Below are 24,766 nucleotides of genomic sequence, written 5' to 3'. Positions count from 1 at the left end.
TGGGGGGTGGCGGGAAACAGCAACACCACCCCGCCCGACGCGCCCAGGGGCGCGACGAACCACAGGTGGCTGCCACCCAGCCCATGGCGGCCCAGCCACTCGGTGCACAGCAGGCCCAGGCCAACGCCCGCGCAGCCCAGCCACAGCTCACGCCGGCCGGCCGCCAGCGGCGCGAGCCAGAAGGCCCGCAGCCAGAGGCGCAGCGGATGCGCTTGGACGCGCACTCAGTTCAGCGCGGCCGCAGGGCCGAAGAACTCGCAACGGGTCTGCGACTCGGGCACGCCCAGGGCCAGCAGACTGCGCCGGACCAGGGCCATGAAGGGCTTGGGGCCGAGGAAATAGGCGTCCACATCGCGCGTGGCGGGCAGCCACTGGGCCAGGCGCGCCTGGTCCAGCAGGCCCACGGCATCGGCGCCCTCGCCGGCCTGGTCGTAGCAGTAGAAGCGCTGCAGCTGCGGGTGGCGCGCGGCCAGCGCGTCGATCGCGTCGCGGAAGGCGTGCACGGCGCGGTTGCGCGCGCAGTGGATGAAGTGGACCGTGCGCCCGCTTTGCAGCGCCTCGCTGAGCATGGCCAGGGTGGGCGTGATGCCCACGCCGCCGCTGATGAGCACCAGCGGCTTGTCGCTGGGCACCAGGGTGAACGCGCCGGCCGGCGGGAAAATCTCCAGCGTGTCGCCTTCCCGCACCTGGTCGTGCAGGTGGCGCGACACCAGGCCGTCGGCTTCGCGCTTGACGCTGATGCGCAGCTCCTGCCCGTTGGGCGCCGCCGACAGCGAGTAGTTGCGGCGCTGCTCCTGCCCGTCCAGGTTGAGGCGCAGGCCGATGTACTGGCCGGGCTGGTGGGCGATGACCGCCTGGCCGTCGACCGGGCGCAGGTAAAAGGAGGTGATCTCGCTGCTCTCGGCCACCTTGCGTGCCACGCGGAAGGCGCGCGCACCACGCCAGCCGCCGGGCAGCTCGGCGTTGGCGCGGTAGGCCTGCTCTTCGGCGCCGATCAGGATGTCGGCCAGCTGCTGGTAGGCCACGCCCCAGGCGGCGATGACCTCGTCGGTGGCGATGTCGGCGCCCAGCACCTCGCGGATGGCCCGCAGCAGGCAGGCGCCCACGATGGGGTAGTGCTCGGGCAGGACCTGCAGCGACACGTGCTTGTTGATGATCTGCGCCGGCAGATCGCCCAGGGCCTCCAGGCGGTCGATGTGCTTGGCGTACATCAGCACGCTGTTGGCCAGGGCGCGTGGCTGGTCGCCGCTGGCCTGGTGGGCCTGGTTGAACAGCGGGCGCACCTGGGGGTATTCGCCCAGCATGATGCGGTAGAAGTGTGTGGTCAGGGCCTCGCCGCCGGTTTCGAGCAGCGGCACGGTGGACTTGACGATGGCGCGTTGGGAATCGGTGAGCACGGGGAACGGTCCTTGGTGGAAGGTGAAACAAGCTGGGCCACCCCTACTTCGCAACCGGCGTGCCAGGCGACCCGCCCTTGTGGATCAAGCACTTGCGCACGATAATGTCCTTTTGACACATTTCTCTCTCGAGTCATTCAGACTCGAATTCATGTGGAACTGACAACATCCGAATGGCTGCGCACCTTGGTGCCCCTGGTGGCCGACCTGCCGCAGGACATCGCCGAGGCCGAGCGCTACCGCCGCCTGCTGCACACCTTGCGCACCCTGTTTCCGTGTGACGCGGCGGCCCTGCTGCGGCTCGAGGGCGACAGCCTGCTGCCGCTGGCCACCGACGGCCTGAGCCGCGACACCCTGGGGCGGCGTTTCCGACTGGCCGACCACCCGCGCTTCCAGGCCTTGTTCGATGCGGGCCAGCCCCGGCGCTTCGCGCCGGACAGCGCCTTGCCCGACCCCTACGACGGCCTGATCGAGGGCCTGCACGGGCACCTGGAGGTGCACGACTGCATGGGCTGCGTGCTGCAGGTGGAAGGTCGGGCCTGGGGGCTGCTCACGCTGGACTCGCTGCGCCCGGGCAGCTTCACCGACGCTCACCTGGACATCCTGCAGGCCTTTGGCAGCCTGGCCTCGGCCACGGTGGGCGCGGCCATGCGCATCAACCGGCTGGCGCAGCTGGCCCAGAGCGAGCACCGGCGCGCCGAGTCCTACAAGCGCGCGGCCGGCCAGCCTGGCCGGGCCCTGCTGGGCCAAAGCCCGGCGCTCAAGCAACTGCTCAAGGAGATCGAACTGGTCGGTCCGAGCGAGCTCACGGTGCTGGTCACGGGCGAAACCGGCGTCGGCAAGGAGCTGGTGGCCCAGGCCCTGCACGCGCGCTCGGACCGGGCCGAGCGCCCGCTGGTCAGCCTCAACTGCGCCGCCCTGCCCGACACCCTGGTGGAAAGCGAGCTGTTCGGCCACGTGCGCGGCGCCTTCACCGGCGCGGTGAGCGACCGCCAGGGCAAGTTCGAGCTGGCCGACGGAGGCACCCTGTTCCTGGACGAAGTGGGCGAGCTGCCGCTGGCCGTGCAGGCCAAGCTGCTGCGCGTGCTGCAGAGCGGGCAGCTGCAGCGCCTGGGCTCGGACCGCGAACACCACGTGGACGTGCGCCTGATCGTGGCCACCAACCGCGACCTGGCCGCCGAGGTGCGCGCCGGGCGCCTGCGGGCCGACATCTACCACCGCCTCAGCGTCTACCCGCTGCCGGTGCCGGCGCTGCGCGAGCGGGGCCGCGACGTGCTGCTGCTCTGCGGCTTCTTCCTGGAGGAAAACCGCTCCCGCCTGGGCCTGGGCAGCCTGCGGCTCGACCACGACGCCCAGGCCGCGCTGCTGGCCTACGACTGGCCGGGCAACGTGCGCGAGCTGGAACACCTGATCGGGCGCAGCGTGCTCAAGGCCCTGGGGCGGCACCAGCCGCGCCCGCGCATCCTCAGCCTGACCGCGGCCGACCTGGGCCTGCGCGAGAGCCCCGCGCCAGCAACCGAACCCGACGTCGCGCCGCCCCTGCCCCCCACGGCCCAGGCCGGGCGCAGCCTGCGCCAGGTGGTGGAGGCGACCGAACGCCAGCTGGTGCAGGAGGCCCTGGCGCGCCACGCCCACAACTGGGCACGGGCCGCCCGCGAGCTGCAGATGGACCGGGCCAACCTGATCCGCCTGGCCCGGCGGCTGGGCCTGCACAGCGCGTCTTAGCCCCGCGCACTATCATGGCGGGTTGCCCTGAACGCGCCCGCCCCCGTGAACGCCCCGCTCCACACCACCGCCCCCGACGCCGCCCACCGATCCACCGAGGAGGGCAGTTACCTGCGCCAGGCCCTGGCGCAGACCCACATCAGCGTGCGTGGCGCGCGCACCCACAACCTCAAGAACATCGACCTCGACATCCCGCGCAACCGCCTGGTCGTGATCACCGGGCTGTCGGGCTCCGGCAAGTCCAGCCTGGCCTTCGACACGCTGTACGCCGAAGGCCAGCGGCGCTACGTGGAGAGCCTGTCGGCCTACGCGCGCCAGTTCCTGCAGCTGATGGACAAGCCCGATGTCGATCTGATCGAAGGCCTGTCGCCGGCCATTTCCATCGAGCAGAAGGCCACCAGCCACAACCCGCGTTCCACCGTGGGCACGGTGACCGAGATCCACGACTACCTGCGCCTGCTGTTCGCCCGCGCCGGCACGCCCTACTGCCCCACCCACGACCTGCCGCTGCAGGCCCAGACCGTGAGCCAGATGGTGGATGCCGCGCTGGCCCTGCCCGAGGACACCAGGCTCATGGTGCTGGCGCCCATCGCACGCGAACGCAAGGGCGAGTTCACCGAGGTCTTTGCCGACCTGCAGGCCCAGGGCTACGTGCGTTTCCGGCTCAATGGCGAGACGGTCTCGTTCGAGGACCTGCCCGCGCTCAAGAAAACCGAGAAACACGACATCGACGTCGTGATCGACCGCCTCAAGGTGCGCCCCGACATGCAGCAGCGCCTGGCCGAGAGCTTCGAGGCGGCGCTGCGCCTGGCCGACGGCAAGGCCATCGCGATGGAAATGGACACGGGCAAGGAGCACCTGTTCAGCGCCCGCTTTTCGTGCCCCCTGTGCAACTACGCGCTGAGCGAGCTGGAGCCGCGCCTGTTCTCCTTCAACTCGCCGCAGGGCGCCTGCCCGTCCTGCGACGGCCTGGGCCACACCGAGGTGTTCGACGCCGAGCGGGTGGTGGCCTTCCCGTCCCTGAGCCTGGCCAGCGGCGCCATCAAGGGCTGGGACCGCCGCAACGCCTACTACTTCGCCATGATCGAAAGCCTGGGCGCGCACTACGGCTTCGACCCCGACACGCCTTTCGAGCAACTGCCGTCAGCCGTGCGCCAGGCGGTGCTCTACGGTTCGGGCGAGGAAACCATCAAGTTCAGCTACGCCATGGAGTCCGGTGCCTCGGCCGGCAAGAAGGTCAGCAAGAAGCACCCCTTCGAAGGCATCGTGCGCAACTTCGAGCGCCGCTGGCGCGAGACCGACTCCAGCACCGTGCGCGAGGAACTGGGCCGCTACCGCAGCACCCAGCACTGTCCCGAATGCAACGGCACCCGGCTGCGCCGCGAAGCCCGCCACGTGTTCGTGGGCGACGGCGCGCAGCGCCGCCCCATCTACGCCATCGGCCGGGAGACGCTGGGCGAGGCGCTGGCCTACTTCAACACCCTCAGCCTCAGCGGCAGCAAGGCCGACATCGCCGACAAGGTGGTGCGCGAGATCGGCCTGCGCCTGAAATTCCTCAACGACGTCGGCCTGAACTACCTGAGCCTGGAGCGCAGCGCCGACACGCTGTCGGGCGGCGAGGCCCAGCGCATCCGCCTGGCCAGCCAGATCGGCAGCGGCCTGACCGGCGTGATGTACGTGCTGGACGAGCCCAGCATCGGCCTGCACCAGCGCGACAACGACCGCCTGATCGGCACCCTGCAGCACCTGCGCGACATCGGCAACAGCGTGCTGGTGGTGGAACACGACGAGGACATGATCCGCGCCGCCGACCACGTGATCGACATGGGCCCGGGCGCCGGCGTGCACGGCGGGCGCGTGATGGCCGAAGGCAGTTTCGCCCAGGTCATCGCCTCGCCCGAATCGCTGACCGGGCAGTACCTGTCGGGCGCACGCCGCATTGCCGTGCCGGCCACGCGCCACGTGGCCCGGGACGACTGGCTGAGCGTGGTGAATGCCCGGGGCCACAGTCTCAAGGGCGTGAGCGCGCGTTTCCCGGTCGGCCTGCTGACCTGTGTCACCGGCGTCTCGGGCTCGGGCAAGTCCACCCTGGTCAACGACACCCTGCACAAGGCGGTGGCGCGCCACCTGTATCGCGCCCACGACGAACCCGCACCCCACGACGAGATCGACGGCCTGCAGCACTTCGACAAGGTCATCAACGTCGACCAGAGCCCCATCGGCCGCACGCCACGCAGCAACCCCGCCACCTACACCGGCCTGTTCACCGGCATCCGCGAGCTGATGGCCGAGGTGCCCACGGCACGTGAGCGCGGCTATGGCCCGGGCCGCTTCAGCTTCAACGTCTCGGGTGGCCGCTGCGAGGCCTGCCAGGGCGATGGCGTGGTCAAGGTGGAAATGCACTTCCTGCCCGATGTCTACGTGCCCTGCGAGGTCTGCCATGGCCAGCGCTACAACCGCGAGACGCTGGAGGTGCTCTACAAGGGCAGGAACATCGCCCAGATCCTGGAACTGACTGTGGAGCAGGCCTTCGACTTCTTCAGCGCCGTGCCCACGCTGGCGCGCAAGCTGCAGACCCTGCTGGACGTGGGCCTGTCCTACATCCGCCTGGGACAGAGCGCCACCACCTTGTCGGGCGGCGAGGCGCAGCGCGTGAAACTGGCCCAGGAACTGAGCAAACGCGACACCGGCCGCACACTCTACATCCTGGACGAGCCCACCACCGGCCTGCACTTCGCCGACATCGAGCTGCTGCTCAAGGTGCTGCACCAGCTGCGCGACGCCGGCAACACCATCGTGGTGATCGAACACAACCTCGACGTCATCAAGACTGCCGACTGGTTGATCGACATGGGGCCTGAGGGCGGCGACGGCGGTGGCACCGTGGTGGGCTGCGGCACACCCGAGCAGCTGGCCGCCAACCCGGCCAGCCACACCGGCCGCTACCTCAAGCGCCTCCTGCCTTGACCGGCAGAACCCCACCTCGGAGCCAGAGACGCAGCGCGTGAAATGATCCAGCCGGGGATGCCGCCGATCCGGCCCTGCCGGTCGGCCGGCATCGCCCCCTGGCGGGGTGACGCCGCAGGCGGCGCGGGGGGAGTCAGTTTCAGCGCATCAGGTCGTCGACGGCGTCGATGACCATGCCGGTGCCCACCGCGATCATCAGGATGTCGGCGGCCACGCGCACGTACTTGTAGCCGGCGGGCGGCAGGCCGATGCGCACCGAGATCTCGTTGGGCACGGGGTAATAGACCACGTCGCGCGGCAGCGGCTGGCCCACGCGCCACTTCTTGGCCTGGCCCGGCGGCATGCAGCCATTGCCCTTCTTGGCCAGCCCGGGCGGGCATTTGCCGGCGCGGAACTGGGGCGCGTAGTAGTCGTGCAGCACCTGGCGCTGCGGGGCGCCGAAATACATGCCGATCTGCACGTTGCCCGAGCCACCGCTGATGGCCACCGACGGCCCATCGCTGCGGTAGACGTTGCGGTCACGGTCGCCACCCCGGCGGTCGTCGTTGTCGTCGCGGTCGCGTCCGCCGTGGCGCTCGTTCTGGTGCTTGTCCGACTTGCCATGGCCCTTGCCCTGCCCGGCCCAATCCGGTTTCTCCGCCAGGGCGGGCAGCGCGCCCACCAGGGCCGACGACAGCAAGGCCAGCGCGGCAATGCCGGAAACAGATCGCAAGTTCAACTTCATGGTGTTCTCCCAACAGGACAGAGCCACATGGTAGCGATTGGCAAGGTGGCGCCCTTGGCGCGGCGGTGAACGGTGTAAGCGGATGCAAGCAAACGCAAACGGTCAGCAGCAGCGGTAGGCCAGGCCCACGCTGGCCCCCCAGGTGGTGCCACGCGACACCAGCGGGCTGCGCCGCGCATCGCCCACCAGGCTGGACAGGCCCACCCCGCCAAACACCACCCAGCGGGCGCTGACCGGGTGGCTCACGTCCAGCCCCAGTTGCCACCCGTACAGCCCGGCGCCGGGTTGGTAGGGCGCGCGGCCCGCCGCCGCAGCGGCGGTGGACGAAATGCCGTAGAAGGTCTGCAGGTGGTCGCGGTTGCCCAGCGAGGCGGCCAGGGACAGCTCCCACAAGGTGCCGGACGACGTGGCCCGGCGGTATTTCACCGAGGGCGTGAGCGTGGCGGACCCGTCGCGGTTGCGCAGGTCGCTGCCCAGGGCCAGCGCGGCCGACCAGCTCGGGCTCAGGGTGTAGCGCGCCGTCACCCGCCCGCGCAGGGTGCGCCGCACATCGGGCAAACCCGCCAGGTAGGGGTCGTCCCCTGACTGGCGGCCGTCGTCGAGCTGCAGCGACGCGCTCAGGCGGAAGCGGTCCTGGTCCAGCAGCACCGTGCTGACGCCGGGGTCGATGCCGTCGCGCCCCAGCCGCCACAGCGCGCTGGCGCGGGTGGTGGTGATGCGCCAGTTGCGCCATTGCAGCGACCACAGCGGCCGCAGGCTGAAGCCCTGCGAGGCCTCGCCCACGTGGTTGCCCGAGGTGCTGAGCATCGCGCCCAGCAGGTAGTCGCCCGCCCCAGGGTCCCCGGGCTCCGGGTCGTCCGTGGACTCGACCCGCACCGCCCCCGCCTGCCCGGCCCACAGCAACAGGCAGGGCAGGAGGCACCAGGCGCGGGCGTGCTTCATGTCAGGACGACTTGGCGACCAGCTCGAAGTGCTCCACCGTCGGCGGGCCGGCAAAGAAGGGACCGACGATGGCACGCCACTGGGTGAAGGCGTCGGATTGGCGGAAGTCCACCGTGTGGTTCTCCAGGGTGGCCCAGCAGATCATCAGCACGTAGCGCTCGGGCGACTCCAGGCTGTGGTTGACCTTGAAGCCCGAAAAACCCTTGGCGTGGGCGATCACGGTGGCCACGCCACGCTGGATCGCCTCCTCGAAGGCGGCCTGCTGGCCGGGCTGGATGCGGATGTCGGCAAGTTCGAGAATCATGGGGATGTCGGTGGTCGAAGAGGTGATTGGCTCTGATGGTAACGGCCCCAGGCACGCTGTGTGCATGGTGGCACGCATGCCACTCACGCACAATACGCCCATGTCCCACGCGCCCATCGCCACCCCCCCATTTGTCGCTCCCGTGTCCTACTCGGACCCGGCCGCCGCCCTCGCCCAGGTGCAGCGTCTGTACGACCAGGCCATTGCCCATCTGCGCACCTCGCTGGCCGCCTTCGTGACCGGACAGTGGCCCGAGGGCCAGCGCGCGCGCGCCTGCTACCCCTTCGTGCGCCTGCAGACGCACACCGCGCTGCGCCAGGACGGCGCCGACAAACACCTGTCCTACGGTTTTGTCAGCGGCGCCGGCGCCTTCGAGACCACCCTCACGCGACCCGACCTCTACAGCGACTACTACCTGGAGCAGTTCCGCCTGCTGCTGCAGAACCACGGCGGCGAGCTGCAGGTGGGCGTGGGCAACCAGCCCATCCCGGTGCATTTCTCCTTCGCCGAACACGACCACGTCGAAGGCGAGATGTCGCAGCAGCGCCGCGCGCTCATGCGCGAGGTCTTCGACCTGCCCGACCTCACCGTGATGGACGACGGCATCGCCAACGGCACCTACATGCCCAGCGCGGGCCAGCCCGAGCCGCTGGCCTTGTTCACGGCGCCACGCGTGGACTACTCGCTGCAGCGCCTGCGCCACTACAGCGGTACCGCGCCCGAGCACTTCCAGAACTTCGTGCTGTTCACCAACTACCAGTTCTACATCGACGAGTTCATCAAGCTCGGCCACGCGGAGATGGCGCGCCCCGACAGCGACTACATCGCCTTCGTCGAGCCGGGCAACGTGGTCACGCGCCGCGCCGGCCTGCCCGCGCAAGCCGGCGACACGCTGGGCAAGGCCCCGCCACGCCTGCCGCAAATGCCGGGCTACCACCTGCTGCGCGCCGACCGCAGCGGCATCACCATGGTCAACATTGGCGTCGGCCCCAGCAACGCCAAGACCATCACCGACCACATCGCCGTGCTGCGCCCGCACGCCTGGCTGATGCTGGGCCACTGCGCCGGCCTGCGCAACAGCCAGCAGCTGGGCGACTACGTGCTGGCCCACGCCTACGTGCGCGAGGACCACGTGCTCGACGAGGAACTGCCGCTGTGGGTGCCCATCCCCGCGCTGGCCGAGATCCAGCTCGCGCTCGAAGGCGCGGTGGCCGACGTCACCGGCCTGCAGAGCGCCGAGCTCAAGCGCATCATGCGCACCGGCACCGTGGCCAGCACCGACAACCGCAACTGGGAGCTGCTGCCCGACAACACGCCACAACGCCGCTTCTCGCAATCGCGCGCGGTGGCGCTGGACATGGAAAGCGCCACCATCGCCGCCAATGGCTTCCGCTTCCGCGTGCCCTACGGCACCCTGCTGTGCGTGAGCGACAAACCGCTGCACGGCGAGATCAAGCTGCCCGGCATGGCCAACCACTTCTACCGCGAGCGGGTTGACCAGCACCTGCGCATCGGCATCCGCGCGGTGGAGCGCCTGCGAGCGGGTGGCGTGGACGCCCTGCACAGCCGCAAGCTGCGCAGCTTTGCCGAGGTGGCATTCCAGTAAACACATGCCCGAGATCAGCGTCTTCACCGTCCTGGTGCTGACGGCCCTCAACCTGCTGACCGTGTCGATCACGCTGCCGCTGCTGATGGGGCGGCGGATCAGCCGGGCGGCGCGCCTGTCCCAGCTGAGCCTGTTGAGCCAGGCCGGCGGCTGGCTGACCATCATCGCCTCCAGCTTCTGGGTCGGCCACTGGATGGACTGGGCGCTGTCGACCGCCACCATGGTGCTGGCCTCGCTGGCGCCCTACCTGTTGTTCCTGGCGCTGGCCGAATGGCTGGGCCCACGGCCCGGCAAACGCCTGCTGCAGGCCCTGGTGGTGCTGATGCCGCTGGGCTACGCGCTGCTCTTCCCCCACTACAGCCAACGCGTGGGCTGGGCCAACTTCCTGCTCGCGGCGCAGCTGCTGGTGGTCGCGCACGCGGCCCTGCACCCGGTGCGGCCGGCCCAACGCCACTGGCGCTGGCTGCTCGGGGCCTGCCACCTGCTGGTCGCCCTGTTCACCCTGGCGCGTGGCGTGCTGGGGGCGTTTTTCCCCGAGCTGTACCCCCACTTCCAGGCGCCCCACCCCATCAACATCGGCGCCCAGATCGCGGCCAACGTGGCGCTGGTGCTAACCACGATCTCGGTGCTGGTGGCCTGGCGCGACGAGGCCGAGGCGCAGTTGCGCACCCTGGCCCGCACCGACGGGCTGACCGGCGTCCTCAATCACCGGGCCTGGCACGAGCAGGCCGACGCCGCCTTCGCGCATGCCCGCCGCCACCAGGTGCCTCTGACCGTGGTGCTGCTCGACCTCGACCATTTCAAGACCATCAACGACCGCCATGGCCACGAAGTGGGCGACCGCGCGCTGCGCCTGTTCGGGCAGGCCTTGCGCGCATCCGTGCGCACGGACGATCTGGCGGGCCGCCTGGGGGGTGAGGAATTCGCCCTCTTGCTGAGCAACACGCCGCTGGCGTCCGTGGCGGCGCTGGACCGCCGCCTGCGCGAACGCCTCGTGCCCGATGCCCTGCCCTCGCTGGGTTTTGGCCTGCCCTTCTCTGCCGGCGCCGCCAGCATCGAGCCCGGGGACACCCGGCTCAGGGCGCTGCTGGCGCGCGCCGATCAGGCCATGTACGCCGCCAAGGCGGCGGGGCGGGCTCGGCTGGTGCTGGCGGATGTGACCTCGGACGCCACCCCGCTCACGCCGCCCGCGGCCTGACCTTGCCCGCCGCCAGCTTGGCATTGGCGCGTGCGGTGTCCGTGTCGGCCGAGCGGGCGAGTGCCACACCCATGCGGCGTTTGGTGAAGCTTTCGGGCTTGCCGAACAGGCGCAGGTCGGTGCCGGGCACACGCAGTGCGTCGTCCACGCCGTCAAACGCGATGCCGGTGGCGTCCATGCCGCCGTAGATCACGGCGCTGGCACCGGGGTTGCGCAGCGTGGTGTCCACCGGCAGGCCCAGGATGGCGCGGGCGTGCAGCTCGAACTCGCTCTGGTGCTGGGTGCACAGGGTCACCAGGCCGGTGTCGTGGGGACGCGGGCTCACTTCGCTGAACCACACCTGCTCGCCCTTGACGAACAGCTCGACACCAAACAGCCCCTGGCCGCCCAGGTTATCGGTCACGGCCTGGGCGATCTGGCGCGACTTGGCGATGGCCGCCGGCGCCATGGCCATGGGCTGCCAGCTCTCCACGTAGTCGCCACCGACCTGCACGTGGCCGATGGGCTCGCAGAAATGGGTCTCGATCTGGCCATCGGCGCCGACAGCGCGCACGGTCAGCTGGGTGATCTCGTAGTCAAAATCAATGAAACCTTCGACGATGACGCGGCCGTGGCTGACACGGCCGCCAGCCATGGCGTAATCCCAAGCCTTTCGCACATCGGCGGGGCCATCGATCTTGCTCTGGCCCTTGCCGCTGGAACTCATGACCGGCTTGACGATGCAGGGGTAGCCGATGCCGCCATCAATGGCGACTTGCAGCTCGGCCAGCGAATCGCAAAACTTGTAGGGGCTGGTGGGCAAGCCCAGGGTTTCGGCGGCCAGCACGCGTATGCCCTCGCGGTCCATGGTCAGGCGGGCGGCACGCGCGGTGGGGATCACGCGCACGGTGCCAGCCGCTTCGAGTTCTTCGAGCATGGGCGTGGCGATGGCCTCGATCTCGGGCACCACCAGGTGCGGGCGCTCGGCCTCGACCAGGGCCTTGAGCTGGGCCGGGTCGCTCATGGTGATGGTGCGCGCGTGGTGTGCCACCTGCTGGCCGGGTGCGTTGTCGTAGCGGTCGACCGCGATGGTCTCCACGCCCAGGCGCTGCAGGGCGATCAGCACCTCCTTGCCCAGCTCGCCGGAGCCGAGCAGCATGACCTTGGTGGCCGAAGGAGACAGGGGGGTACCGAGGGTGGTCATGGGGAATCTCGCGAAAAAAAGAATCAGGACTGGCCCTGGGCCATGGCTTCGCCCAGACGCACCGGGCGTTCGGCGGCCCACTGCGGGTTGAAGGCCACGGTGCCGCGCGGGAACAGCAGCACCACGGTGGAACCGAGCAGGAAGCGGCCCATCTCGTCGCCCTTGCGCACGGTCACGGGCGTGTCGTCGTAGCGCCAGGTACGCACCGTGCCGGGGCGCGGCGGGTTGACCACGCCGTGCCACACGGTGGCCATGCTGCCGACGATGGTGGCGCCCACCAGGACCAGCACCATAGGGCCGCGCGGGGTGTCGAACTCGCAGACCACGCGCTCGTTGCGGGCGAACAGGCCGGGCACGCCGCGCGCGGTGGCCGGGTTGACCGAGAACAGCTCGCCCGGCACGTGGACCATGCGGCGCAGGCGGCCGTCGCAGGGCATGTGGATGCGGTGGTAGTCGCGCGGGCTGAGGTAAATGGTGGCGAAGTGGCCGCCTTCGTAGCGCGCGGCCATCTCGGCGTCGCCTCCCACCAGGGCGCGGGTGCTGTAGTGGTGGCCCTTGGCCTGGAAGATGCGGTCGCCCTCGATGGCCCCCAGCTGGCTGATGGCGCCGTCCACCGGACAAACGTAGTCGGACTCGGCCAAGGGGCGCGCACCGGGACGGAGGGCCCGGGTGAAGAATTCGTTGAAGCTGGCGTAGGCCGTGATGTCCGGCTGCGCCGCCTCGGCCATGTTGACCTGGTACTTGCGCACGAAGCGCCGGACGATGGCGTGGGTGATGCCACCCCAGCGGCCGCCCGCCACCCAGCCGGCGAACCGCGTGAGGGCGCCCTTGGGCAACAGGTATTGGGGCCACACGGCCTGGCGGTCGGACAAAGGGGACTCCTCGGTTGGGGGCAACGGGCGATTTTAGTGAGTGCCACAATCCAGGCATGACCCCGCTTTTGCATATTCAGCACTTGACCAAACGCTACGGCGACAACACCGTGGTCCAGGACCTGTCCTTCGACATCGCGCCCGGCGAGTGCCTGGGCGTGATCGGCCCCAACGGCGCCGGCAAGACCACCACCATCCGCATGGCCCTGGGCCAGACCGTGCCCGACGGCGGCAGCGTGCAGGTGATGGGCATGGACATGCCGCAGGACGCGCTGGCCATCAAGGCGCGCCTGGGCGTGGTCAGCCAGTTCGACACCCTGGACCCGGACTTCAGCTGCGCCGAGAACCTGCTGGTCTACGGCCGCTACTTCGGCCTGCGCGACGCCGACATCCGCGCCCGCATCCCCAAGCTGCTGGAGTTCGCCGCCCTGACCCACAAGGCCGACGCCAAACCCGGCGAACTCTCGGGCGGCATGAAGCGACGCCTCTCGCTGGCCCGTGCCCTGGTCAACGACCCGCAGCTGTTGCTGCTCGACGAGCCCACCACCGGACTGGACCCCCAGGCCCGCCACCTGATGTGGGAGCGGCTGCAGATGCTGCTGCAGCAGGGCAAGAGCATCCTGCTGACCACCCACTTCATGGACGAGGCCGAACGCCTGTGCACCCGGTTGCTGGTGATCGACCACGGCCGCAAGATCGCCGAGGGCCGACCGCGCGAACTCATCGCCCAGTACCTCGAACCCGACGTGGTGGAGGTCTATGGCGTGGGTGCCCTGGCACTGGCCGAAGCGGCCGAACACGCGGCGCTGCGCACGCTGGCGGCGCGGGTCGAGGTCAGCGGCGAGACGGTGTTCTTCTACACCGCCGATGCCAAGCAGCTGCTCAACGCCCTGAACGAACACCCAGGCCTGCGCACGCTGCACCGGCCGGCCAACCTCGAAGACCTTTTTCTCAAACTCACAGGTCGACAAATAAGGGAAGAGGGCTGACCATGAACAACCACGCACGTTCTTTCTGGCGCCCCCCCACCCTCTCCATGCGCTGGTGGCCGGTGTTCCTGCGCAACCTGCTGGTCTGGCGCAAGCTGGCCATCCCCAGCCTGGTGGGCAACATCGCCGAGCCGCTGATGTGGCTGGTCGCCTTCGGCTACGGCATGGGCGCGCTGGTGGGCCAGGTCAACCTGGCCACGCCACAAGGCAGCATGGCGGTGCCCTACATCCTGTTCCTGGCCAGCGGCAGCATCTGCATGAGCGCCATGAACGCGGCCACCTTCGAGGCGCTGTACTCGGCCTTCTCGCGCATGCACGTGCAAAAGACCTGGGACGGCATCATGAACGCGCCGGTCGGGCTGGACGACGTGCTGCTGGCCGAGATGCTGTGGGCGGCCTTCAAGGCGCTGTTCACCGTCACCGCCATCCTGGGCGTGATGCTGGCCCTGGGCATCAGCCACAGCCCCAAACTGCTGCTGGCCTGGCCCATCCTGCTGGGCGTGGGCATCACCTTCAGCTGCATCGCGCTGATCTTCAACGCGCTGGCCAAGGGCTACGACTTCTTCACCTACTACTTCACGCTGTTCCTCACGCCCATGATGTTCCTGAGCGGCGTGTTCTTCCCGCGCGAGCAACTGCCCGGCCTGGTGCGCGAAGTCTCGGCCTGGCTGCCACTGACCAACGCGGTGGAGCTGGTGCGGCCCCTGTTCATGGACCGTTGGCCCGAACACGCGGCCCAGCACGCCCTGGTGTTGCTGGCCTACACCGTGGCCAGCTTCTGGATCGCATTGGCGCTCACGCGCAAGCGCTTCGCCCGGTAAGCACCGCCCATTCAGGGCGCGGGCAGGCGCTCCCGCAGCAAGGCCAGAAAGGCCTCCACCGCCACGGGCAGGCTGCGCCCGGCCAGGGTTTGCACCTCGATGTCGCGCAGGTCCATGCCGGGATCGCTGATGGGGCGGGCCACGATGGTGCCCTCGGCCACCAGGTGACGCGAAGCCACCTCACTGGACACCGATAAGCCACCGCCGCGCAGCACAAACTGAATCACGGTGCGGGCGTGGTTGCTCACCAGCACCGGCGCGAGCTGCAGGCCCTGACGACTGCAGACGATGTCCATCATCTGGCGGATGGCGGTTTCCGCAGGCGGCAGGGCCAGCGGATAGCGCCCCAGTTCGGCCAGGGTGACACTGGGCCGCGTGGCCAACGCGTGCCCCGGCGGCAACAAGGCCAGCACCGGCGCGGCTTGGCGGTACAACACCGCGATGTCCTTCTGCGGCGCGCGGCTGAAGCACAGGCCGATGTCGGCGGCGCCCTGGCGCACCGCCTCGGGCACCTGGGCGGTGGGCAACACGGTGACGTTGAACCACACACCCTGGTGCTGGCGCTGGAAGTCCACGCACAGGCGCGGCACCAGTTCGTTGGCAAAGGCGTCCGAGGTGGCCAGCCGCACCTGTCCCGCGCGCAAGCCCTGCAGCGCGCCGATGTCTTCCAGCGTGCGCTGGGCGTCCAGTTCGGCGCGGCGCGCGTGAGCGCGCAACACCTCACCGGCGGCGGTCAGGCCCATGCCACGTGGGTGGCGTTCGAACAGCGCCACGCCCAACTGCGCCTCCAGCGCGGCGATCTGCCGGCTCAAGGCCGATGCGGCCACGTGTTGCCGCGCCGAGGCCTCGGTCAGCGACCCGGTGTCGGCCACCGCCAAAAAATAGCGCAGGGCCGTGTCCTGCAGGCAATGGGTGCGCATGGATTTGCCCTTTTTGATGCGAATGAATCACAGGTTTGCCATTTTGGCAAATGCGTTTGCCAAAACGGTGTTGGTGTCCAGCGCGCCACCTTCCTAAGATGCGGCGAGCCAATCAACTTTTTTCGTGGAGCATGGCATGGGTCTGAAGTCTTGGGTTCGTGGCGGCGTGGGCATGGCCTGCGCCCTGGTGGTGGGCACGGCGGCGCTGGCGCAGGCCACGTGGCCCGAGCGGCCGGTGCGGGTGGTCGTGCCCTTTCCGGCCAGCGGTGCCACCGACCTCATCGCGCGCGTGGTCACCCAGCGCGTGGCCCAGGACCTGGGCCAGCAGCTGGTGGTGGACAACAAACCCGGCGCCGGCGGCACCATCGGCTCGGCCGAGGCCGCCAAGGCCGCGCCCGATGGGTACACCGTGCTGTTCACCACCAGCAGCACACACGCCATTTCGCCCCACCTGATGCCGCGCCTGAGCTACGACGCGGCCAAGGACTTCACCCCCGTGGCCCATGTGGCCGACGCGCCCAGCGTGCTGCTGGTCACGCCCTCGCTGCCGGTGAAAACGGTGGCCGATCTGATCGCCTACGCCCGCGCCAACCCGGGCAAGCTCAACTACGCCACCAGCGGCAACGGCACCATCGTCCACCTCAACTCGGCCGCCTTCAGCGCACAGGCCGGGGTGGAGATGACCCACGTGCCCTACAAGGGCACGGCCCTGGCCATCCCCGACCTGGTCGCCGGTCAGGTGCACGTGCTGTTCGACTCGCTGCCCACCGGCATGCCCCACGTGGCCGGTGGCAAGGTGCGTGCGCTGGGCGTGACCAGCGAAAAACGCAGCGCGCTGGCGCCAGAGCTGCCCACCCTGGCCGAATCGGGCCTGCCGGGCTTTGCCTCCGTCACATGGTTCGGCGTCTACCTGCCCGCCGGCGCGCCACCGGCCCTGGTGGACCGCGTGCACCAGGCCTTCACCAAGGCCGTGTTGTCGCCCGAGGTCAAGGCCAGCCTGGCCAAGCTGGGCGTGGACCCGGCCGAGCCCGGCACGCCGGCCAAGTTCGCGGCCATGGTCAAGGCCGACAGCGCCCGCTGGGCCGCCGTGATCCGCCAGCGCAACATCAAGGTGGAATGACATGAGCCCCCACGCCAACGCCATGGACTGGACCCTGCCCTATGCCTCCCACCGCAGCGCGGTGATGGGCCGCAACGTCGTTTCCACCTCGCAACCGCTGGCGGCGCAGGCCGGCCTGCGCATGCTGCTGGCCGGCGGCAACGCGGTGGACGCGGCCATCGCCGCCGCCATGACGCTGACCGTGGTCGAGCCCACCGGCTGCGGCCTGGGCAGCGACGGCTTCGCCATCCTGTGGGACGGCCAGGCACTGCATGGCCTCAACGCCTCGGGCCGCTCGCCAGCGGCCTGGACACCGGACTATTTCGCCCAGCGCGGCGGCATCCCCGAAACCGGCTGGAACGCCGTCACCGTGCCCGGCGCGGTGTCCGCCTGGGTGGCCTTGTCCCGGCGTTTCGGCAAGCTGCCCTTCGCCCAGTTGGCCCAGCCCGCCATCGACTGCGCCCGCCAGGGCTTCCCGGTCTCGCCCACCATCGCGCGCCTGTGGGCGCTGGGGGCCGCCAAGCTGGGCGCACAGCCCGGCTTCGCCGACTGCTTCATGCCCGGTGGGCGGGCGCCCCAGGCCGGCGAGGTCTTCCGCAGCGAAGCGCACGCGCGCACGCTGGAGCTGATCGCCCAGACCGAGGGCGAGGCCTTCTACCGCGGTGAACTGGCGCGTGCCATGGCGGCCCACAGCCAGGCCCACGGCGGCGCCATGACCGAGGCCGACCTGGCCGCCCACCAGGCCGACTGGGTGGGCACGGTGAGCCAGCGTTTTGGCGATTCGGTGATCCATGAGATTCCGCCCAACGGCCAGGGCATCGCCGCCCTGATGGCCCTGGGCATGCTGCAGGCCCACGGCATTGGTGCCCAGCCGGTGGACCACGTCGACACCGTACATGCCTGCATCGAGGCCATGAAGCTGGCCCTGGCCGACCTGCACCAGTACAACGCCGACATCGACGCCATGGGGGTGGCACCGGCCGAACTCCTGGATGCCGACTACCTGACATCCCGGGCGGCGCTGATCGATGCCCGCCACGCACAAGACCCCGGTCACGGCGCCCCGCGCCCCGGCGGCACGGTCTACCTGGCGGCGGCCGATGCCTCGGGCATGATGATTTCGTTCATCCAGTCCAACTACATGGGCTTCGGTTCGGGGGTGGTGGTGCCGGGCACCGGCATCAGCCTGCAGAACCGCGGCAACGGCTTCAACCTGATCCCTGGGCACGCCAACGAGGTGGCGCCGCGCAAGCGCCCCTCGCACACCATCATCCCGGCCTTTGCGATGCACGCCGACGGCACACCACAGATGGCCTTTGGCGTGATGGGTGGCCCCATGCAGTCGCAAGGCCACCTGCAGATGGCGCTGCGTGTGCTGCGCTACGGCCAGAACCCGCAGGCCGCCGCCGACGCGCCACGCTGGCGCGTGACCGGTGGCAAGGGCGTGGCGGTGGAACCCGGCTTCGATGCGGCGGTGGTGCACGAGCTGCGGGCGCGTGGCCACGAGGTCAGTGTCGAATCGGGCAACGGCGTCTTCGCCTTTGGCGGCGCCCAGCTGGTGCTGCGCCAGGGCGATGTGTACTTCGCCGGGTCCGACCCACGCAAGGATGGGCAGGCCGTGGCGTTCTGACCCCTCCCCCCCCCGCGCCGCCTTCGGCGTCACCCCCCAGGGGGCGATGCCAGCCGACTGGCAGAGCCAGATCGGCGGCATCCCCGGCCGGCCCCTTTCACCCACCCCGCATTGAATCGACGCTGGCGCGCACGACGCCCTGCACCGTGCCGCTCTGGGCGAACTGGCGGCGCAGGAAGCTGGCGTGGTTGCCCTCGCGGGCCGCCGTGCGCTCGATCTCGTCGTGCGCGGCGCCCGAACGCAGCGCCGCGAAGTGGGGCTCGATGCGGCGCAACGTGGCCAGGATGTCCTCGCGGATCGAGATCTGCTCGCGCGTCTTGGGGTTGACCATCATGCCGTCCAGCCCGAAGCGGCAGGCCTGGAAGCGGTTGTAGGTGTAGACCAGGTAGTCGTCCTCCTCGGGCGGCACCTCGGTGCGCTCCAGCAGGTGGCGGCACAGCGCCTGCAGGTAGCAGGCCAGGCCGGCGGCGCGCTCCACCGTCAGCGGCGTGTCGCACACCCGCAGCTCGATGGTGCCGTACTCGGGCTTGGGCCGGATGTCCCAGTAGAAGTCCTTCATGGACTTGACCACGCCGGTGGATTCCATCTTGGTGAAGTAGACGCTGGAGAACTCGTCCCAGCTCAGGGTGAAGGGCGCCCGGCCGCTCAGGGGGAAGGCGAACACCGAGTTGAGCCGGGCCGAATCGAACAGGGTGTCGACGCCCTGGAAATAGGGCGACGAGGCCGACAGGGCGATGAAGTGCGGCACGTAGCGGTTGAGCGAATGCAGCAGGAACAGCGCTTCGTCGGCCGAGGCACAGCCGATGTGCACGTGCTGCCCGAACACGGTGAACTGCTTGGCCAGGTAGCCGTAGAGCGAGGACAGTTCCTGGAACCGTGGCTTGGAGAAGATGCGCTGCTCGAACCAGCGCTGGAAGGGATGGGTACCGCCCCCGGCCAGCTCGATGTTGAGGCGGTCGCAGGCGCCCACCAGGGTGTTGCGGATGTCGCGCAGCTGGCCCAGCAGCGGGCCGTGTTCGGTCTGGATGCTGGTCGCGATCTCGATCATGCTCTGCGTCATCTCGGGCGTGACGACACCCGGGAATGGCTTGCGCGACAGCAGTTCCAGCAAGTCGTTGGCGCTGCTGGAGAGGTCGAGGTCGAAGGTGTTGACGAGCTGCATTTCCAGCTCGACACCCATGGTCAGCGAGTCCGATGACTTGAAGGTTTCCAGTGGCATGTGCTTGTCTCCTCAGGCCGACTCTTGCGTCACGTGGGTCTCTCGCGCGGCCAGCAGGGCGCGCTGCGTGATCACCGGCCCAAGCAGCTCCAGCACCACCACCAGCGCGGCCAGTTCCTTGAGCGCCTGCACCGCCGGCTCCAGGCCCATCAGGCGGCTCTGCTCCAGCAGCAGGATGGCAAAGGCGGACAAGGGCGTGAGGGCCAGGCCGGTCAGCAGGCCCTTGCGCTCGGTGATGCCGCTCAGGCGCGCCACGCTGAGGTTGCACAAGACCTTGCTGGCGGTGCGCACGACCAGCAAGGCCGCGCCCAGCGCCAGGCTGCTCCAGACGTCGGACCATTCGATCAACGAAGCCACGTAGACGAACAGGAACAGCCCCAGCAACTCGCCCACGGTGCCAAAGTCGCGCTGCGCATTGGTCAGGTGCACGCGGCGTTCGCGCGCCACGATGCCGAAGGTGAGCGCGGCCAGCAGGGGCGACAGCTGCAGGCCAAAGGACATGGTGGTGAGCAACAGCACCGCGAGGGCAAACACCACGGTCACGCCGCTGGCCGACGTGATGCGGGCGCGCAACAGCCAGGGCACGGCCACGCCCAGCAGTGTGCCCACCGCCACCGAGGTGCCGAGCACGTGCACGCTGCCGAAGGCCGCGGCCACCAGGTCACCGGTGGTGCTGATGTGCCAGTAGCCGACCACCAGCTTGAGCGCCAGCACCGCCATCAAGCAGTTGATGGCGCACAGGTGCAACACCCGCTCGGTCACCTGGCCCGCGCTGTGCAGTTCGTTGGCCACCCGCACGATGCCCGCCGGGGAGGCCGAGATCGCCAGCGAGGCGATCACCAGGCGCACGTCGGTGGCCAGGCCGAAGAAGCCGGTGAGCACGTAGACCGTGGCAAAGGTCACGAGGGACTCGCCGATGCCCACCAGCAGCACCCAGGGGTTGTGGCGGAACCAGCGCAGGTTGATGCGGTAGCCCAGCTCGAACAGGACCAGCGACAGGGCGACGTTGGCCAGGAAAGGCAGCCCCGGCACCGCGTCGGTGAGGCCCGGCAGGTTGATGAAGCCGCCCACCAGGCCCACGGCCACATAGCTGGTCACGCGTGGCACGCGCCACGACGCCTGGGCACGTTCGGCCAGCAGCCAGGCCAGCAGCAGCACCAGCGGCCAGGCGATGGATTGAAGCAGGAAAGTCAGGTCGGTCACCATGCGCCCAGGCACTCCTTGTCGATGGGGCCGATGGCCTCGGGCGGTGCCGAGGCGTGGCCGGAATGGCCGCACCCGAAGGCACGACCCGAAGGGGTCAGACCGAGAAACGGTCCGTGAGTTCTTGCAGATTGAGGTCCTGCAAGACTTGCTGCAGACGCTCGCGGGCGCTGCGTTTGGGACCGCCCATTCTACGGGCCAGGATCAGTTCGTTCTTCATCGCGTGCTCCCAGCCAACCAGCTCGGTCACGGTGACCTGGTAACCATGCGCCTCCAGCTGCAGGCAGCGCAGCACGTTGGTGATCTGGCTGCCGAACTCGCGCGTGTGCAGCGGGTGGCGCCAGAGTTCGGCCAGCGGGTTGCGTGACAGCGACAAGGCCTTGTGCTTGCGCAGCACACCGGCCACCTCGGCCTGACAGCAGGGCACCAGCGCCATGAAACGCGCGCCCTTGGCCAGGCCGAAGGCAATCGCGTCGTCGGTGGCGGTGTCGCAGGCGTGCAAGGCGGTGACGATGTCGATTTGCGCCGGCAACTCGGGCGCGCTCGTCGCCTCCTGTACCGTGGTGGCCAGGAAGCGCATGCGCTCGAAACCCAGCCGGGCCGCGAGCTCGCGCGACTTGTCGACCAGCTCGGCGCGGGTCTCGATGCCATACACCGTGCCTTGGCCACGCGGGCGCAGCACCAGGTCGTGCAACATGAAGCCCAGGTAGGACTTGCCGGCGCCGTGGTCGGCCAGGCTGACCTCGCCCTGGTCTTTCAGCACCTCGTCGATCAGCGGCTCGATGAAGTGCACCAGGTGTGTCACCTGCTTGAGTTTGCGGCGGGTGTCCTGGTTGAGCTTGCCCTCGCGGGTGAGGATGTGCAGGGCCTTGAGGAGTTCGATGGACTGGCCGGGCAACAGCTCGGGCAGTTGCGCCGAAAGGTCGGCGGCGGGCTTCTTGGACATGGACTCGATGATAACGAGCGGGTGTCCCGCAGGTGATGGTGGGCCGCACACAAGCGTGGCACAACGGCGCCATCAGGCCACGACACCTCCCTGGAGCCACCCATGTCCACTGCGCCCCCCGAAGGCGAAATTCTTGTTGAAACCGATGGCCCGCTGCTGCTGATCGGCATCCACCGGCCGGCCAAGCGCAACGGCTTCACACCCGCCATGTACCGCCAGCTGGCCGAGGCCTACACCCGGCTGGACGATGCACCCGGTCTGCGGGTGGGCGTGCTCTATGCCGTGGGAGGCCATTTCACCGCTGGCCTGGACCTGCCCAGCTTCGCGCCGCTGATGCAACGCGGCGAACGCGCCGTGCCCGACGGCCTGGTCGACCCCACCGACCTGGGCCAGCCCGGCCACCGGCGGCGCAGCAAACCGATGGTGGTGGCCGTGTGTGGCATCACCTACACCCTGGGCATTGAGCTGATGCTGGCGGCCGACATCGTGGTGGCGGCCGACGACTGCCGCTTCTCGCAGCTGGAGGTCCGGCGCGGCATCATGGCCACCGGCGGCGCCACGCTGCGCATGGCACAACGTGCCGGCCAGGGCAACGCCTTGCTGCACCTGCTGACCGGCGACGGGTTCGATGCCCACGAGGCGCTGCGCCTGAATTTCGTGCAGAAGGTGGTGCCGGCCGGCCACGAGAAAGACATCGCCATCGACCTGGCCCGCCAGATCGCCGCGCAGGCGCCCCTGGCCGTGGCCGCCACGCGCCAGAGCGTGCTCAAGGCGATCGAACAAGGACCACCGGCCGCCATCGCCGACTTCCTGGCCGTGCAGCAGCGTCTGTCGCGCAGCGAGGACGCCGCCGAGGGCTTGCGCTCCTTTGTCGAGAAACGCAGCGCCCAATTCGTCGGCCGCTGACGGCCAAAAGCCCCCATCACCCACAAGGTTTTGATTCATTTAGATTGTTCACAATTTAATTGTCAGCAATAATTCAGCCATGCCCCGAGCAACCCACCCCCTTCCGGACACCGCCCTGCTGCTGGACCACCAGCTGTGTTTTGCGCTGTATTCCGCGTCGCTGGCCATGACCAAGCTCTACAAGCCGGTGTTGGCCCCACTGGGCCTGACCTACCCGCAGTACCTGGTGCTGCTGTGCCTGTGGGAGTCCGACGGCGCCACGGTGTCGCTCCTGGGCGAGCGCTTGCAGCTCGATTCCGGCACCCTGACCCCGCTGCTCAAGCGCATGGAGGCGTCCGGCTGGGTGCGCCGCGAACGCTCGGCCGAGGACGAGCGGCGCGTGCTGGTGTGGCTCACGCCCGCCGGCCAGCAGCTCAAGCAGCAGGCCCGGTCGGTACCGGCCTGTGTGCTGGAAGCGTCCGAATGCAGCGTGCAGGACCTCCACTCCCTGAACCGGCAGATCCGCCAGCTGCGCGACCGCGTGGTCGCCCACACCCGCTGAATCCTCTGTTTCCCTTTTTTTCAACCAACGCCCACCGGGCATTCACCAGGAAATCACCATGGCCAACAAGATCGAAAAAGTTGTGTACCGCGCCCACGCCTCCGCCACCGGCGGCCGCGACGGCAGCGCCCGTTCCTCGGACGGCCTGCTGGACGTCAAGCTGTCCGTTCCCAAGGAAATGGGCGGCGCCGGCGGCGGCGTCAACCCCGAGCAGCTGTTCGCGGCCGGCTACAGCGCGTGTTTCCTGGGCGCGCTGAAGTTCGTCGCCGGCACGCAGAAGATCGCGCTGCCCGCCGATGCCAGCATCGACGCCACCGTCGGCATCGGCCAGATCCCCCAGGGTTTCGGCATCGAGGTGCAGATGAACATCCACCTGCCGGGCATCGAGCGCGGCGTGGCCCAGGCCCTGGTCGACAAGGCCCACCAGGTCTGCCCCTACTCCAACGCCACCCGCGGCAACATCGAGGTCACGCTCACCCTGGCCTGAGCGGGCGCGACAATCGGGGCATGACCCCAACCGGCAACCGCCACCCCTTTGATGCCCTGACCCCCGACGTGGTGCTCGATGCGCTCAGCGCCATCGGGCTCCACGGCGATGGCCGCCTGACCGCGCTCAATTCCTTCGAGAACCGGGTCTACCAGGCCCACCTCGAAGACGGCAGCGCCGTGGTGCTCAAGTTCTACCGCCCCGAGCGCTGGAGCGAGGCGCAGATCCTGGAGGAGCACGGCTTCGCGCAGGAACTGGTGGCTGCCGAGGTGCCCGTGGTGGCGCCGCTGTCGGTGGCCGGGCAGACCCTGCACCGGCACCAGGACTTCATGTTCTCGGTCTCGCCGCGCCGTGGCGGACGCCGGCCCGAACTGGACGATCTGGAGGTGCTGGAGTGGATTGGCCGCTTTCTGGGGCGGCTGCACGTGGTGGGCGCACGCCAGCCGTTTTTACAGCGCCCGGCCCTGGACATCGCCCAGTTTGGCGAAGAACCCCGCGACTGGCTGCTGCGCCACCACGCCGTGCCCACTGAGAGCCAGCGCCTGTGGCGCGACACGCTGGACCGCGCGCTGGACGGCGTGGCCGAGGCCTTTGCCCGGGCCGGCGACGTCGCCACCCTGCGCCTGCACGGCGACTGCCACCCCGGCAACATCCTCTGGACCCCCAGCGATCTGCCCGGCGGCGGCCCCCACTTCGTGGACCTGGACGACGCCCGCAGCGGCCCGGCCGTGCAGGACCTGTGGATGTTGCTGGGTGGCGACCGCGCGCAACAGACCCGCCAGCTCGGCGCCCTGGTCGACGGCTACGAGGAGTTCCGCGATTTCGACCGCCGCGAGCTGGCCCTGATCGAACCCCTGCGCACCCTGCGCCTGATCCACTACAGCGCCTGGCTGGCGCGCCGCTGGGACGACCCGATCTTCCCGATCAATTTCCCGTGGTTCGGCACGCCTGCCTACTGGAACGAACAGGCCCTGTGGCTGGCCCAGCAGGCCGAGGCCATGGCCAGCGCACCGCTGGTGGCCTGAGAACGTGTTGACGATCTACGAGAGGTCGCGCAAGCGCCTTTTCGGGATGGGCTGCCAGGCGC

At 69.3% G+C, this 24,766-nt stretch carries 22 protein-coding genes and 1 pseudogene; 12 read left to right on the top strand and 11 right to left on the bottom strand.

What is annotated here, in order from left to right:
* Together AAHB17_RS22480 and hmpA are read right to left on the bottom strand one after the other, a co-directional pair.
* Window positions 1-224, bottom strand: a pseudogene (locus tag AAHB17_RS22480) (HPP family protein); the annotation flags it as partial.
* Entirely contained in the window at window positions 225-1,397 is a 1,173-nt protein-coding gene (gene hmpA, locus AAHB17_RS22475; protein WP_342133260.1) for an NO-inducible flavohemoprotein, read from the bottom strand.
* Between the two features lie 159 nt (window positions 1,398-1,556).
* Here hmpA and norR point away from each other — a divergent pair, with 159 nt between their 5' ends.
* Together norR and uvrA are read left to right on the top strand one after the other, a co-directional pair.
* Window positions 1,557-3,122 carry a nitric oxide reductase transcriptional regulator NorR gene (gene norR, locus AAHB17_RS22470; RefSeq protein WP_446719643.1) on the top strand — a complete coding sequence of 522 codons (1,566 nt, stop codon included), beginning with the start codon at window positions 1,557-1,559 and terminating at the stop codon, window positions 3,120-3,122.
* 45 nt (window positions 3,123-3,167) lie between these two features.
* Window positions 3,168-6,089, top strand: a complete 2,922-nt coding sequence (gene uvrA / locus AAHB17_RS22465) for an excinuclease ABC subunit UvrA (protein ID WP_446719642.1) — start codon at window positions 3,168-3,170, stop codon at window positions 6,087-6,089.
* 139 nt (window positions 6,090-6,228) lie between these two features.
* Here uvrA and AAHB17_RS22460 read toward each other — a convergent pair whose 3' ends face one another.
* The 3 genes from AAHB17_RS22460 to AAHB17_RS22450 form a co-directional block, all read right to left on the bottom strand.
* Window positions 6,229-6,813 carry a hypothetical protein gene (locus AAHB17_RS22460; RefSeq protein ID WP_342133256.1) on the bottom strand — a complete coding sequence of 195 codons (585 nt, stop codon included), beginning with the start codon at window positions 6,811-6,813 and terminating at the stop codon, window positions 6,229-6,231.
* A gap of 102 nt (window positions 6,814-6,915) precedes the next feature.
* The gene (locus AAHB17_RS22455; protein WP_342133255.1) at window positions 6,916-7,755 is read right to left on the bottom strand and encodes a MipA/OmpV family protein; all 840 of its coding nucleotides are present in this window, start codon (window positions 7,753-7,755) and stop codon (window positions 6,916-6,918) included.
* Window position 7,756: 1 nt separating this feature from the next.
* The gene (locus AAHB17_RS22450) at window positions 7,757-8,059 is read right to left on the bottom strand and encodes an antibiotic biosynthesis monooxygenase family protein (protein ID WP_342133253.1); all 303 of its coding nucleotides are present in this window, start codon (window positions 8,057-8,059) and stop codon (window positions 7,757-7,759) included.
* Between the two features lie 100 nt (window positions 8,060-8,159).
* On the opposite strand from AAHB17_RS22450, the gene AAHB17_RS22445 reads away from it, so the two are divergent.
* Together AAHB17_RS22445 and AAHB17_RS22440 are read left to right on the top strand one after the other, a co-directional pair.
* The gene (locus AAHB17_RS22445; RefSeq protein WP_342133252.1) at window positions 8,160-9,665 is read left to right on the top strand and encodes an AMP nucleosidase; all 1,506 of its coding nucleotides are present in this window, start codon (window positions 8,160-8,162) and stop codon (window positions 9,663-9,665) included.
* A 4-nt stretch (window positions 9,666-9,669) separates the two neighbouring features.
* Window positions 9,670-10,863, top strand: a complete 1,194-nt coding sequence (locus AAHB17_RS22440; RefSeq protein WP_342133251.1) for a GGDEF domain-containing protein — start codon at window positions 9,670-9,672, stop codon at window positions 10,861-10,863.
* On the opposite strand, the gene purT is transcribed toward AAHB17_RS22440, so the two are convergent.
* Window positions 10,844-12,046: a formate-dependent phosphoribosylglycinamide formyltransferase gene (purT, locus tag AAHB17_RS22435; protein WP_342133250.1), complete on the bottom strand. Its 1,203-nt coding sequence runs from the start codon at window positions 12,044-12,046 to the stop codon at window positions 10,844-10,846. The two genes, AAHB17_RS22440 and purT, sit on opposite strands and share 20 nt — an antisense overlap.
* 23 nt (window positions 12,047-12,069) lie before the next feature.
* Window positions 12,070-12,918: an archaetidylserine decarboxylase gene (gene asd, locus AAHB17_RS22430; RefSeq protein WP_342133249.1), complete on the bottom strand. Its 849-nt coding sequence runs from the start codon at window positions 12,916-12,918 to the stop codon at window positions 12,070-12,072.
* 56 nt (window positions 12,919-12,974) lie between these two features.
* Between asd and AAHB17_RS22425 the strand changes: the two genes are divergently transcribed.
* On the top strand, window positions 12,975-13,907 hold the full coding sequence (locus tag AAHB17_RS22425; RefSeq protein ID WP_342133248.1) for an ATP-binding cassette domain-containing protein: 933 nt from the start codon (window positions 12,975-12,977) through the stop codon (window positions 13,905-13,907).
* A 2-nt stretch (window positions 13,908-13,909) separates the two neighbouring features.
* On the top strand, window positions 13,910-14,728 hold the full coding sequence (locus tag AAHB17_RS22420) for an ABC transporter permease (RefSeq protein ID WP_342133246.1): 819 nt from the start codon (window positions 13,910-13,912) through the stop codon (window positions 14,726-14,728).
* A gap of 11 nt (window positions 14,729-14,739) precedes the next feature.
* Here AAHB17_RS22420 and AAHB17_RS22415 read toward each other — a convergent pair whose 3' ends face one another.
* On the bottom strand, window positions 14,740-15,648 hold the full coding sequence (locus AAHB17_RS22415) for a LysR family transcriptional regulator (RefSeq protein WP_342133245.1): 909 nt from the start codon (window positions 15,646-15,648) through the stop codon (window positions 14,740-14,742).
* Window positions 15,649-15,820: 172 nt separating this feature from the next.
* Here AAHB17_RS22415 and AAHB17_RS22410 point away from each other — a divergent pair, with 172 nt between their 5' ends.
* Together AAHB17_RS22410 and AAHB17_RS22405 are read left to right on the top strand one after the other, a co-directional pair.
* Window positions 15,821-16,768 carry a Bug family tripartite tricarboxylate transporter substrate binding protein gene (locus tag AAHB17_RS22410; RefSeq protein ID WP_342133261.1) on the top strand — a complete coding sequence of 316 codons (948 nt, stop codon included), beginning with the start codon at window positions 15,821-15,823 and terminating at the stop codon, window positions 16,766-16,768.
* Between the two features lies 1 nt (window position 16,769).
* Complete coding sequence (locus AAHB17_RS22405; protein WP_342133244.1) at window positions 16,770-18,377, top strand: gamma-glutamyltransferase family protein; 1,608 nt, start codon at window positions 16,770-16,772, stop codon at window positions 18,375-18,377.
* Window positions 18,378-18,474: 97 nt separating this feature from the next.
* On the opposite strand, the gene AAHB17_RS22400 is transcribed toward AAHB17_RS22405, so the two are convergent.
* The 3 genes from AAHB17_RS22400 to AAHB17_RS22390 all read right to left on the bottom strand — a co-directional run bounded on the left by AAHB17_RS22400 (window position 18,475) and on the right by AAHB17_RS22390 (window position 21,745).
* Complete coding sequence (locus tag AAHB17_RS22400) at window positions 18,475-19,596, bottom strand: YbdK family carboxylate-amine ligase (protein WP_342133243.1); 1,122 nt, start codon at window positions 19,594-19,596, stop codon at window positions 18,475-18,477.
* Window positions 19,597-19,608: 12 nt separating this feature from the next.
* Window positions 19,609-20,802: a cation:proton antiporter gene (locus AAHB17_RS22395; protein ID WP_342133242.1), complete on the bottom strand. Its 1,194-nt coding sequence runs from the start codon at window positions 20,800-20,802 to the stop codon at window positions 19,609-19,611.
* Window positions 20,803-20,896: 94 nt separating this feature from the next.
* On the bottom strand, window positions 20,897-21,745 hold the full coding sequence (locus AAHB17_RS22390) for a class I SAM-dependent methyltransferase (protein WP_342133241.1): 849 nt from the start codon (window positions 21,743-21,745) through the stop codon (window positions 20,897-20,899).
* 102 nt (window positions 21,746-21,847) lie between these two features.
* Between AAHB17_RS22390 and AAHB17_RS22385 the strand changes: the two genes are divergently transcribed.
* The 4 genes from AAHB17_RS22385 to AAHB17_RS22370 all read left to right on the top strand — a co-directional run bounded on the left by AAHB17_RS22385 (window position 21,848) and on the right by AAHB17_RS22370 (window position 24,704).
* The gene (locus AAHB17_RS22385) at window positions 21,848-22,651 is read left to right on the top strand and encodes a crotonase/enoyl-CoA hydratase family protein (RefSeq protein WP_342133240.1); all 804 of its coding nucleotides are present in this window, start codon (window positions 21,848-21,850) and stop codon (window positions 22,649-22,651) included.
* A 79-nt stretch (window positions 22,652-22,730) separates the two neighbouring features.
* Window positions 22,731-23,192 carry a MarR family winged helix-turn-helix transcriptional regulator gene (locus AAHB17_RS22380; protein WP_342133239.1) on the top strand — a complete coding sequence of 154 codons (462 nt, stop codon included), beginning with the start codon at window positions 22,731-22,733 and terminating at the stop codon, window positions 23,190-23,192.
* A gap of 58 nt (window positions 23,193-23,250) precedes the next feature.
* Window positions 23,251-23,679, top strand: a complete 429-nt coding sequence (locus AAHB17_RS22375; RefSeq protein WP_342133238.1) for an organic hydroperoxide resistance protein — start codon at window positions 23,251-23,253, stop codon at window positions 23,677-23,679.
* 20 nt (window positions 23,680-23,699) lie between these two features.
* A complete protein-coding gene (locus AAHB17_RS22370) occupies window positions 23,700-24,704 on the top strand; it encodes a serine/threonine protein kinase (protein WP_342133236.1) in 1,005 nt (334 codons plus the stop codon).
* Window positions 24,705-24,766: the final 62 nt, after the last annotated feature.

It is taken from the genome of Hydrogenophaga sp. OTU3427 (genome assembly GCF_038440225.1).
Classification (GTDB): domain Bacteria; phylum Pseudomonadota; class Gammaproteobacteria; order Burkholderiales; family Burkholderiaceae_C; genus Hydrogenophaga.
Note: the sequence above shows the minus strand (reverse complement) of the source record. Positions and strands in the feature narration are given on the sequence as shown.